General features: G+C 36.4%; 10 protein-coding genes. 6 read left to right on the top strand and 4 right to left on the bottom strand.

Annotated elements, in window-relative coordinates:
* Nucleotide 1 precedes the first annotated feature (1 nt).
* Together E0946_RS02800 and E0946_RS02795 are read right to left on the bottom strand one after the other, a co-directional pair.
* Complete coding sequence (locus tag E0946_RS02800) at nt 2-451, bottom strand: LexA family protein (protein ID WP_133200957.1); 450 nt, start codon at nt 449-451, stop codon at nt 2-4.
* Nucleotides 452-529: 78 nt separating this feature from the next.
* The gene (locus E0946_RS02795; RefSeq protein ID WP_133200956.1) at nt 530-1,711 is read right to left on the bottom strand and encodes a tetratricopeptide repeat protein; all 1,182 of its coding nucleotides are present in this window, start codon (nt 1,709-1,711) and stop codon (nt 530-532) included.
* Between the two features lie 166 nt (nt 1,712-1,877).
* Here E0946_RS02795 and E0946_RS02790 point away from each other — a divergent pair, with 166 nt between their 5' ends.
* From E0946_RS02790 to E0946_RS07320, 6 genes are all read left to right on the top strand, one after another.
* Nucleotides 1,878-2,807 (top strand): hypothetical protein, encoded by a 930-nt coding sequence (locus E0946_RS02790; RefSeq protein ID WP_207930815.1) that lies wholly within the window; start codon nt 1,878-1,880, stop codon nt 2,805-2,807.
* Entirely contained in the window at nt 2,782-3,936 is a 1,155-nt protein-coding gene (locus E0946_RS02785; protein WP_133200954.1) for a divergent polysaccharide deacetylase family protein, read from the top strand. Before E0946_RS02790 ends, E0946_RS02785 begins: the two co-directional genes overlap by 26 nt.
* 7 nt (nt 3,937-3,943) lie before the next feature.
* Nucleotides 3,944-4,759 (top strand): undecaprenyl-diphosphate phosphatase, encoded by an 816-nt coding sequence (locus tag E0946_RS02780; protein ID WP_133200953.1) that lies wholly within the window; start codon nt 3,944-3,946, stop codon nt 4,757-4,759.
* Nucleotides 4,759-5,760 carry a DNA polymerase III subunit delta gene (gene holA, locus E0946_RS02775; protein ID WP_133200952.1) on the top strand — a complete coding sequence of 334 codons (1,002 nt, stop codon included), beginning with the start codon at nt 4,759-4,761 and terminating at the stop codon, nt 5,758-5,760. Before E0946_RS02780 ends, holA begins: the two co-directional genes overlap by 1 nt.
* Nucleotides 5,757-7,265: a 4-alpha-glucanotransferase gene (gene malQ, locus E0946_RS02770; protein ID WP_133200951.1), complete on the top strand. Its 1,509-nt coding sequence runs from the start codon at nt 5,757-5,759 to the stop codon at nt 7,263-7,265. Before holA ends, malQ begins: the two co-directional genes overlap by 4 nt.
* A gap of 112 nt (nt 7,266-7,377) precedes the next feature.
* Nucleotides 7,378-7,527 carry a hypothetical protein gene (locus E0946_RS07320; protein WP_207930814.1) on the top strand — a complete coding sequence of 50 codons (150 nt, stop codon included), beginning with the start codon at nt 7,378-7,380 and terminating at the stop codon, nt 7,525-7,527.
* Nucleotides 7,528-7,844: 317 nt separating this feature from the next.
* Here E0946_RS07320 and E0946_RS02765 read toward each other — a convergent pair whose 3' ends face one another.
* Nucleotides 7,845-9,335: a T9SS type A sorting domain-containing protein gene (locus E0946_RS02765; protein WP_165942065.1), complete on the bottom strand. Its 1,491-nt coding sequence runs from the start codon at nt 9,333-9,335 to the stop codon at nt 7,845-7,847.
* 578 nt (nt 9,336-9,913) lie between these two features.
* Complete coding sequence (locus tag E0946_RS02760; RefSeq protein WP_133200949.1) at nt 9,914-10,768, bottom strand: hypothetical protein; 855 nt, start codon at nt 10,766-10,768, stop codon at nt 9,914-9,916.
* Between the last annotated feature and the right edge of the window lie 874 nt (nt 10,769-11,642).

The raw sequence follows: 11,642 nt of genomic DNA, 5'->3' as shown, positions 1-11,642 counted from the left end.
TTTATACTTGATGAATTACAAAAGTAACTATACCCCAAACAAAGAAATCTAACTCTTTGTTAACCTCTATAACTGGATAAGAATCGTTCTCTGAAACAAGATAATATTTGTCATTTTCTATGCGTAATCTTTTTAGAGTTAGTTCTCCATCATATACTGCAACGACAATTTTATTGTTAGTAGCTTCTAAGGAACGGTCAACTATGACAATATCTTCTGGATAAATGCCAGCTCCTATCATAGAATCGCCTCCTACTCTCATAAAAAAGGTAGAAGCAGGATGCGCTATAAGATATTTATTTAGATCTAAGGTCCCTTCCAGATAATCACTTGCTGGTGAAGGAAAACCAGCAGGGACTTTTGTACCAAGTAAGGGTCTACTTAATTTACTCTCGGTACTTACTTTATAAATAGCCGTTATAGAACCATCACTTTTAATTTTATTCTTCATAGATAAAATAAAAACAGTCAACCGAATTCATCTTTAAGGTGTGCAAGATAAGACGGTTGACTGTTAAATACCGTATTATTATTTAATTTTTTTAAGGATATCAGAGGCACTCTTGCCATAGGTTGGATCATTCTGGATCCGTTGCAGGTCTGCTTTAGCAGCAGCATAATTCTTTTTCATATAGTAAGCATTACCTCTTAGAAGATAAGCTGCTGCATTTGATGGATTGGCATTGATTGCTTTGGTGGCATAAGTTATAACTTTATCCCAGTTCTTCTGTTTGTTCCAGTGGTCTGCTAAAATCAATGCGATTTCAGCACTTTCTTCATATTTAAGGGAATTGTCATATGCTTCAATCCTCTTTGCCGTATTTCCTAATTTAGCATAGTTATCCGCCAGTACCCGGTAAGCAAGAGCTAAGGTAGACTTATCTGTTGTGCTGGCAATAAGTTTTGTAAGAATCTCATTGGATTTAGTATAATTTTTAATCTCACGATAAAAATCTGCTACCCTCGCGTAAACATCAGGATTATTTCCCAATTCCATTGCCTTCAGATAATATTGTTCCGCCGTAGCATTATCACCACTATCTTTATAAGCCGCAGCAAGAATCAAATAGGCTTGGTAGTCCTGAGAAGCTTCAGCATAATCTTTCAGTACCTTATAAGCTCTAGCCTGGTCTTTAATATCATCTTTCAGGATGTGATATTGGATATTAAGGATTTCTTCATTTCCTGGCTCATAGGTGAGAACCATATCATAATATAGCAAGGCTTGTTCAAATTTTTTTGCATTTTGAGCAGTGATTGCCATATTACGATAAAGCTTGGCGAGATAATCATCTCTTTCTGCAGGTGTAATGGTAAGTGGTTTCAGGCTCTTGTAAATATTAGCGGCATTCTGATAAGCGGTCAAAGCATCATCATAGAACCCCAGACTTGCATCTTCATTTCCTTGATTTACATAGCTGAGAGCAATATTAAGGTCGATTCGTTCAATATTTACTTCAATTGAATCAGTAGGTGAAGCTGTCGGTGCTGCTTCTTCATAATACTCTCTTGATTTACTAAAATACTTTATTGCAGATAGATAATCTTCAGCGGTAAAAGCAGTTGCTCCACTATCAGCATAAGCATGAGCTAATTGTAAAGGTGAAGGTGGGGGTGGAGCTTCAACTGTTACACTCTTATTGGAACTGCAAGCCGCTATAAGCAATAATATTGCCATAAGGGTCAGTAAGAGACATTGTCTGTTTTTCATTGGTACCTCCCTTTCTTTTTTTTCTTAATTACAATCTCCATATTTTTGCTGATTTGTCAATATAAAATCCATTTGATCCCATAAAATTGATAGAAATAATGCCCCTTTTTAGCATTTTTTCTTGAGAAAAATAGAAAGAGGCATTAATTTTGGCGAAACATTGGCATTGACAAAAAGAAGTTCTTTGAACATTGGTAAAAAGAACGATAAAAAATCAACGATTAAAAAGAATATGAACAAATTACAAAAGTTTATGATACAGATATTTAGTCTACTTTTTGGAGATTTTAATGGAGTTCAGGTATTCCTGTATCCTATGACTCTTTTTTGTTGGGTAGATACTAATAGTTTTCTTTATGCTGCTACAGGTTTATTAACCACACAAAAACATTTCTTTCCATTGGCAGTTTTTTTATTGATATTCATTTTTATACTATTTTTAGTTTTGAAAAATGTTAGTGGTATATTTGATGCTATCTATCCTCTACAGGAAGGAGATAAAGCAGTATTTAGGCAGGTGGTAATAAATCTTCATAAATTCCTGCTGATAGTTATAATTGCAGCTGCTCTTCTTTATGTGGTATCTGTATTTTTAAAATATTATTACGATATAAGAATACCTTTAAAAAGTATCTATCCTGTAGCTATAAGATTTTTAGGCATTTTTCTGCTTCTGTTCTATGGTTTGAGATTCATCTGGATAAAACCATTCAGAGAAAATGAAATTGATACGCAAAAAGCCTATATTAAACTGCGTATGGATTATAAGGCACATAGGAATCTTTATTCTGCCCATGCCCTGTTCTATGTATTGATGGTAATAGTTGGTGCATTTATCTATAATATCTTAATACTGGATGTCTTATACAGGATTTTTGGCTGGCTGAACTTTTCCCCTAATCTTTATTTTACGCCTCCAGCAAGCATTCTTGCACTACTTTACAACATTTTTATAATAGCTATAGCTCTGCTTCTTTCCAATCTTTTATTTTCGCCTCTGGTTAAAGCTATCACCCATATTGCCGAAAAGTTACATCCTCATTTATATTTAGCTAAAGCTGCAGTTGATAATGACGAAACAGACCAAATATGCTAGTCGCCATAAAATAAAAAAGGACGTTCCGGTAGGTCTATATCTACTTATCCTTTTACTTTGTGGAGCTATTATCTTTGTTATAGTGTATAAAGGAAAGGGAGAGGAAATAGCTTCTGAATTTAAAGAACCTTCAACTAAACAATTTAGCTCTTCCGAGCTCTTACAAACACTGGAGAATAAGTTTGGACTGGCGGATGGTTCTTTGCAGATAAAAACTATAAATCATAAAAAACAATTAGACATTCCGGTAAATCCGAATAAAATGGACCTCACTTTTGCCAATATGATAGTCAAAGGTGAGTTTGAGACTCGTGGAGGAAAGCTCATTTCTGGTATAGTTGAAGATGGTGGACAGCATCTAACTTTTAATGTTGGAACAGATACCTATGAAGTGAAATTATATTACAAGAAACCTGTTTCAATACCAAGAAAATCTCCAAGATATATTGCCATTGTAGTTGACGATTTCGGTGGCATCGGAGGAGATTTATTGCAAGGTTTTTTGAATTTACCCGTTGAAATAGATTTTGCTATTCTTCCTGGGATGCCATATAGTGAAGAAACGATGAATAAAGCCTATGAACAGGGACGAGAAACCTTAGTGCATTTACCTATGGAACCTTTGGATTATCCTCGTCAGAATCCAGGGAAGGAGGCTATTTTAGTTCAAATGGATAAATCAGAAGTGGAAAAGATAGTCCTAAAACATTTGAATTCTTTGCCCTTATGTAGTGGAGTAAACAATCATATGGGCAGTCTTGCTACAACCGATAAAGAGATTATGAGCTATGTTATGGAAGTCCTGCGTAAAAAAGGAAAATTCTTTCTGGATAGCCGCACTTCTGCAGTTTCTGTTGCTTATCAAATTGCGCAAAAGGCTCATATTTTAGCTTTCCGAAACGACCTCTTTCTGGATTCTCCAGATATAAGCAATGCTACTATGGAAAGCAAAATTGAGAGAATAAAACAAATTTCCCAGAACAGAAATTATGTTATAGCTATCACGCATTGTCATTCAGCAGAAAAGTTAAAATATTTACAGGATTTTATATCCCGCATCCAGAAAGAAGGATTTGTCCTTAAAAGGCTTTCTGAACTGAAAGAACAAGAAGTGCCTGCTATAATATGAGGAAAGTATGAGTTTTTTAAATGCTATATTGATGGGAATTTTACAAGGATTAACGGAATTTTTACCAGTTAGTAGTTCGGGTCATCTGGTTCTGGCACAGCATTTTTTAGGTGTAAAAGAAAGTGGAAATATATTATTTGAAGTATTTCTCCATCTTGGAACCTTACTTGCGGTGATTATCTTTTTTCGCAAGCGTATCTGGGGATTGATTCTCTCTCTCTTAGGAAAAAAGGAATACAGAAGCAGGGATACCGCTCATAATGACCGTATGATTATTCTATATTTGATTATTGCGACAGCAGTTACTGGTTTAGTGTATCAGATCTTGGGGAAACCTATAGAATCTCTTTATCATAAACCATTAGTTGTGGCTTTTATGTTAATTATCACGGGTATTATAGTTTTTGCTTCTGATTATGTTAAAAAAGGAAATATTTCAGCTGCAAAGATGGGGTTACCAAGAAGCCTATTTATAGGGTTAACTCAGGGTATGGCTATTATTCCTGGAATTTCACGCTCAGGTTCAACTATTGCTGCTTCTATTTTTAGTGGTATTAAGCGTGAAGAAGCAGCAGAATTCTCATTCCTTTTGAGCATACCAGCAATCCTGGGGGCAAATCTGGTTAGTTTTAAACAGTTTATTAACCTCAATATCAATCAATTACTTGTTTATTTAGCTGGATTTTTAGCAGCTTTTGTGGCTGGATATCTGGTGATTGGTTTCTTACTCAAACTAATTACCAAGGCTAAACTTAAATTTTTTGCTTACTGGTGCTGGGCTATAGCTTTAATCAGTATCATTTTTCTTTTGTTGGAAAGATAATGAATGAAATAAATGCTCTGGAAATTGATAAATTGAAACCTAAATTAGGGGAAAACTTTCTGCTTGTGGGTGGAGATGCTTATCTAACTGATTTAGCTATTGACCATATTAGAAAGCACTTGAAATCCAAAGCAAAAGTAGACCTGGTTATTATCTATGGAGATGAAGCTAAAGTCCCCGAAATCAATGAACTGCTGGATTCTTATTCGGTTTTTTCCAGCGCAAAACTTGTCCTCTTCCGGAATACAGACCAATTGAGAAAAAAGGAATTGGATACTTTAGCTGATTATTTTCGTGAACCTTCAGAACAACAAAGTATAATCCTGACAGCAGAAAAAATTGATAATAAAACCGCGGGATGGAAAATCATTAGTAAGGCTTGCATTCACATTCTTTGTAATCCGCCAAACTACGGTGGAGCTCTTTCACCCTGGCTGGATAAAGCACTTACCCAGTTAGGATTAACTATGTCCTTTAAAGCCAGACAAGCTTTCATTAGTCGGGTAGAATTGGATTATGCTAATGCTAATAATGAGTTGCAAAAACTGGCTCTTCTGGTTGGAGATAAAAAAGAAATTACGGAAAGCGATGTGATTCGTAGCATTGGTTCTTCACGAGTGGGAACTCAGATTGACTTTTATCGTGCACTGGGTAACAGGCAAGTGAAAGAGGCTATGCAACTGCTGGAAAGGATGCTAAATTCTGAATTTAAAGCTCTGCAGGTGCTATTCTACCTTATTAAATTTTATGATACTATATATTATATCCTCCTACTAAAAAAAGCATATATCAGCGCCCCTGAAATTATGAATATACACCTTCCTAATCTTTACCCTTCTCAAAGAAGAGAATTTATGGATTTCTCTAATAATTACACTTTACTTCAATTAGAACGAATTTTCAATATTTTACTGGATACAGATACAAAAATTAAATCCAGTTCTGCAAGTGACGCTGTCTTGCTTACCAATTGTATATTTGAGATTATGGAATCCCTATGAAGAAAAATGGTATGCTTTTACATATTAGCTCCTTACCATCTGATTTTGGTATTGGAGATTTTGGACCAAATGCTTATCAATTCGTTGATTATTTGAATGATAAAAAATTCTGCTACTGGCAGATTTTACCACTTTATCAGCCAGGTTATGGGAATTCACCTTATAATCCAGTTTCTGCCTTTGCTTTAAATCCTTATCTGATTAGTCCGGAACTTCTTTATGAGGATGGATTGATTGATTTACCTGATATGGAAGAGGCAAAACTACCCTCATCTAATCAAATACCCTATGAAGCAGTTTATCGTTTGAAGGATAATTTACTCAAAAAAGCAGCTAATAACTATCTATCAGACATTGAAATATATGAATACATAGAAAGTAATGCTTTTTATTTAAAACCATATCTTGCTTATTTAACATTATGTAAGCTTTACGGGGATGATGATTGGCATAACTTCCGTCCAGAACACAGACATTACTCTGATAAACTTTATGACACTCTATTTAAGAATTACGGAAGTCAAATCCTGAGAATGGCAAGTATCCAAGCTCTGGCAAAGGACCAGCTTTTGAGATTGAAGGATTATATGAATTCTCAGGGTATACAACTTATAGGGGATATGCCACTTTATCTTTCCTATCATAGTGCTGATGTCTGGGCTAATCAACATTTATTTGACCTGGATGAAAATGGAAATCGTCTGAATGTGGCAGGAGTTCCACCCGATGCCTTTAGTCAAGATGGACAACTCTGGGGCAATCCTATTTATAAATGGGATAAAATGAAGGAAGATGGATTTCAGCTTTTTATCAATAGAATAAAAAATGCCCTGAACTATCTGGATAAACTTCGGTTAGACCATTTTATTGGTTATATTAATTTTTGGTGTATTCCCTGTTCTCATGATGAGAAGACAGGAGAACCTATTTTACCAGAGAATGCCTTAAAGGGAGAATGGAAAAAGGCAGCCCCAGAGGACTTTTTTCCCGTGATAATGAATACTTTTTCTCCAGAAGTGTTCATTGTTGAGGACCTGGGTATTCTGAATGATGAGGTTTGTTATTATCGTGATTATTATAAATTGCCCGGTATGATTATCCTGCAGTTCTGCTTTGAAGAACAGGTTCCCGAGATTAGAAAATTTCCTCCAGAACGATATATCTATACCGGGACTCATGACAATCCGACCACACAGGAATGGTATGCAAATCTAAGTGATGATTCACCCAGTAAGATTAATTTGCTGCGATTTATTAATGAGCATCCGCTTCTCTTCTCTGGATTAGGTCTGGAAACAGAGGAGGACATCAAGCATTCTATCCACCTTATAATGTGCATCATAGCTGAAGCTTCAGGTTGTCAGAATGTAGTTTTACCGGTACAGGATATTCTAGGTCTGGACGCTTCTGGCAGAATGAATGTTCCGGGCACCGCTTTAGGTAACTGGCAATGGAGATTGGAAAGTTTTGATGATTTATTTAGTAAATCTTTACCCTGGGAGTGAAATTCATTATTTTGATTAGTAAGTGGAAGAGGAATCTCCCTACCCGGAGATCATAAATATAACCCAAAGAAAGCTTATAAAGAAGAAAATGATAAAGCTTGTTAAACTATGTTTGATACGTTATAGGAATATGCATGGTATTATGGGTAATAATCGCAACAAATCTATGAGCTCAGAGGCTTCGGGTATCATCAAACAAATGATAGGGGATATGTTAAAGACTAGTTTGACCCAAGACGAGTTAGATGAACTACTTGGCTAAAATGTAAATCGATTAAAAAAGTATATTCGGAAAACCAATGCCAGGTACTGGCTTCCTAAGATAAGATATATTCCCTAAACGTTGCCCTGGAAGTGATAGACAACCTTATAGCTCTGGACATCAAGTCCAATAGCCTGGACGATACATGGAAATACATCAAAGCCTTTGTACCATGGATCAAAGACGAGCAGATTGGATACGATACAAAAATGAGCCCGGTAGGTATATTCGGAATACATACTTCCTTTCCGCTTTTTCATTGGAAGTGTAGGACAACGACTATTTTATCTATATGATTGGTAATTACATCATTAAGGTCATCTGAAAAGAGTAACCTTTTTACTCAAGCATCGTTTACCATTAACCGACAAGTTGAGAAAGTATATACCACTGGAACACTGCTTGCCATCAGCATCTCTGCCATCCCAATTGGTTAATTGCTCACTTACTTTATTGGGATCAAGAGAAATGTTTTTCACTTTCTGCCCTTTGATATTATAGATGTCGATGCTTGCGGTTGTTACTCTTGGCAGAGAGTTATCCTGATTTGCGGGTAAAATAACCTTTAGGTTTGTGAAAGCTGTAAATGGATTGGGATAAGCAGATAAAAGCCCATTCTGCAAAGCTGGGGTCGTCGGATCATCAATACCTACATAGTTACCGTTTGAATCTATTCTAACCAGTGCAAGCTGTTTAGGTTGATAACCAACAGTTGCGCAATAAAGTAAATCTCCATTCCCGAGCTCAATCAAGGGGTGATTTCCAATCCCGATTCTCTCATTTTGAAGGGCGTTACTGCTCCAAATCAAATTAAAATTACTGTCAAATTTGAAAATCTCTCCACCAGGAGTGGAAACAGCCAAAATAATGCAATTATCCGATGTCTTTATCACACTGAATAATTCACTCAACCAATACAAATTACTATTAAGTAAATGATAGGTGGGTATGACTAAAATCGGATCTCCCGGGTTTTCATTTTCAAAATCAACGCCAAAATCATAGACTCGCAGTTCTCCTGTGTTGATGTCTACCGAATCGTAGATAAAACCATAAAAATTATTGTTGATTTCTATAAAAGATTCAACTCCATAGTCTTGAAGTTGCTTTGTCCAAATCGTATCTCCCATTGAAGATATTTTCATAACTTGATAATGAGGACTGTACCACGACATGTTAACAAAAGCCCCATCACCTAGTTTCTTTAGGCATATTTGCGTATGAGCAGTAAATGGCGTACTCCATAAGCAAGTGAGGTCATAACTGAACTTTGCTATAACGTAACCTCCTGAGTTTGCTACTACTACAAACCCATTATCTTCACTAATCAAGTCCAAGATACACCCGGGAGTCCCATTAAAATACAATAATGGAACCCATTCAACAAATTGCAAATCACTATTCAATCTATGAATCTTGTGCTCAAACATATCCAAAGCCAAGTATCCGCCATATCCATCCTTGATGATATGCGAATAATATCCAAATAACAGACCGTCATCATTAAAGGGCCCGAAGGTAGTATTTATGTACTCTCCCCTCCGATTGTATGTGGCAACTGGTGACTGGGGAAATATCAATTCAGGAGGGGGAGTATGGTATGTAGATAATATCTGCATTCCGAAATTACCGTCATATTTTTCAAACACATTGGCAGCATCGGTAAAGGATGTAGGGAATGAATACCAATAGGGATGAGTTTCATAGGTTGGGCTATAGTAACGTACAAATGTACTGTCAACTTGAGCAAACAAACCCAATGCAAGACACAAAATAAACAAAACACCGCCGAGCTTTTTTACACTCATCCTCATATTATCTCCTCTTCATCACAACATTCTTAATATTCTATTTAGACATATTAGCTGTTATATTGATAAAAACAAATTCTTTTTTATCCTTATGCATCAGTATTTATGTTAATTCAGGATCATGGCATCCTTATTCCAGAGATAGTATCCAATACTATTTATAAGGAGATACGATGGAAGCTACGCTGTTTGAACACATCAAAGAACAATTAGTTAGACTTGAGGGTCTGCGGCTGAAGTCATAACGCTTTACTGCAAGCAAACTGACTATCGGTATTGGCTCCAATCTGGATATTTGCATTATTTCACGCAAAAAAGCCTATACGATGCTGGAGCGAGATATCTTATTTAATACCGATATCCAAAAGATCCTGCACTGTTTTTACACTGAAGGCAAGGGCAGAGACCCCATACTGCACTTTTATGAGACTTCCCGTAGTGAATACGACCCCAAACTAAGAGAAAAAAGGGTGTCTATTATACTTCTGAACCTGTGGTACGCTATATTGGGCGCAGCATCCACAGCATCCTGAAAAGCCACTTCGGGAAAGCAGATGGGCTTGCCTCAGAGGATGTTACGATACTTGATCCAGCAGCCGGAACCCTCCTGCAGCAAGCTTTAGAAAGTTTAGTGGTGGAGGTAAGAACGAATCGTTCTTTGGAGCAATTACCCCAGAATTGCGATTAAAGCGATTCTTCCAAAATTCAGATTCAACCTTACCTTGAATCCCAAAGCCGCTTAGTTGATCATAGTAGAACTTACCTGAACTGTGAAGGTGCACATTTTCTCCTTTATCAATTTCAGCAACCCTAACAACTTCAAAAGAAAACCTTGGTGGTCCACTATGTTTGCATGATTTAGCGTATGTAGTATCAATTGGTGTTAATGAGATAAAACTTCCCTCGTTATCCTCAATTACTTTTGGCTTTTCCTTGTAACTTAATAACTGAAGTATAAATTCACCCTTTAAATTACGATCATCAGTAATTACTTCCAAAGTGTCAATATCAGATTTAACAATAAACCAGTAATTATCATCACCATCCCCTTTGATTTGATAACCAGTAACGTAAGGGGATAGCAAATAATATGTTCTGTTAGGTTTGTAACCACGAGAAGTTGTATCTACCCGGAAATCATATTTTACTGTGACAATCTCACCATGAGTATAGTGTAATTTATCAGGAAAGTATTCATACTCTGATTTTATGGCTACAACCTTGTCATCGCTTACCCATCGGAGATCTATGTAACCTGATTCTGGTCCTAATATTTCGCCAGGCTCACTAGCTATAAGTGGTGATATAGTTACCAATAAGCTAAATAAAGGCACTATCAAAACAAAAGGCATTAGCTTTGAATAGCGGAACAAATAATTATCATCATTTCCATTTTTTGACATCGTCACTGAAAATGTCTTTATTCTCATTCTTTTCTCCCCTTTGTAACAATTAGTTTTGTAGCGTAAGTTGGTTTTGATCCAACTCAATTTTCTAATTTACTGTGAAATCCTGCAACAATGGGTACGCCAGTCACCTTCAATCTACTGCTTTGTTCTTAAGATAAGGATTCCACCGATAAAACACCTAAATAATTCTAAATCTTAGTCACTTAAAAACACACATTATAGCCACTACAAATCTCACAAACTCCATAAAGAATATTCTGATTTCAATGTCAAGAACTGTTTTTCTGTCACATCCTTACGCATTCTTATTTTCAGTATACAGGGTAGTGCTTTCCTGGCTCTGGATCAATGATCACATCTAAAACAAGGAGATAGAATAACCGAAGCGTTGATGAACCGAATCAAAGCTCAGTTAGTCTAGACATGAGGGTCTGCGACTGAAGCCATACCGCTGTATTGCGGGTTATGTCATTGCTGAAGTCAAGACGCAGTACTCGATATGTGGTGCTTTCCAGACTGAGACTAAACTACCGATCAGTAACTATGAGTTATGATTCTTCTTGTATTTCCTCGTAGGATATGACGGCATTATCACCATATACTTCTTTCATTCAGCCGGGATAATGCCAAATACTATATTAAAGGCCTCGCACCTTGGATCAAGGACAAGCAGATCGGATACGATACAAAAATGAACCCGGAAGATGTATTCGGAACGCATACTCCGTTTCCACCGTTTCATTGGAAGTGTAGGATGAAAACAATCATAGTTTGATAATAGTTATCTTAATAGTATTTCCTAATCGGTCTGCTAGGACCTTAACTATGTATGTCCCTGACGCAAGCGGTCTGTTGTTATTATAGGTTACATTTCAGATAGTTGAATAGATTTCCC

It is taken from the genome of Candidatus Syntrophosphaera thermopropionivorans (assembly GCF_004353895.1).
GTDB lineage: Bacteria > Cloacimonadota > Cloacimonadia > Cloacimonadales > Cloacimonadaceae > Syntrophosphaera > Syntrophosphaera thermopropionivorans.
The sequence above is the reverse complement of the archived record's forward strand: the minus strand, read 5'-3'. Positions and strand labels throughout refer to the sequence as shown.

Bases quoted from the DNA above. Each gene is read 5' to 3' on its own strand.
- E0946_RS02800 (WP_133200957.1), bottom strand. From the start codon at position 451: ATGAAGAATAAAATTAAAAGTGATGGTTCTATAACGGCTATTTATAAA.
- E0946_RS02795 (WP_133200956.1), bottom strand. From the start codon at position 1,711: ATGAAAAACAGACAATGTCTCTTACTGACCCTTATGGCAATATTATTG.
- E0946_RS02785 (WP_133200954.1), top strand. From the start codon at position 2,782: ATGACGAAACAGACCAAATATGCTAGTCGCCATAAAATAAAAAAGGAC.
- E0946_RS02780 (WP_133200953.1), top strand. From the start codon at position 3,944: ATGAGTTTTTTAAATGCTATATTGATGGGAATTTTACAAGGATTAACG.
- holA (WP_133200952.1), top strand. From the start codon at position 4,759: ATGAATGAAATAAATGCTCTGGAAATTGATAAATTGAAACCTAAATTA.
- malQ (WP_133200951.1), top strand. From the start codon at position 5,757: ATGAAGAAAAATGGTATGCTTTTACATATTAGCTCCTTACCATCTGAT.
- E0946_RS02765 (WP_165942065.1), bottom strand. From the start codon at position 9,335: ATGAGTGTAAAAAAGCTCGGCGGTGTTTTGTTTATTTTGTGTCTTGCA.
- E0946_RS02760 (WP_133200949.1), bottom strand. From the start codon at position 10,768: ATGAGAATAAAGACATTTTCAGTGACGATGTCAAAAAATGGAAATGAT.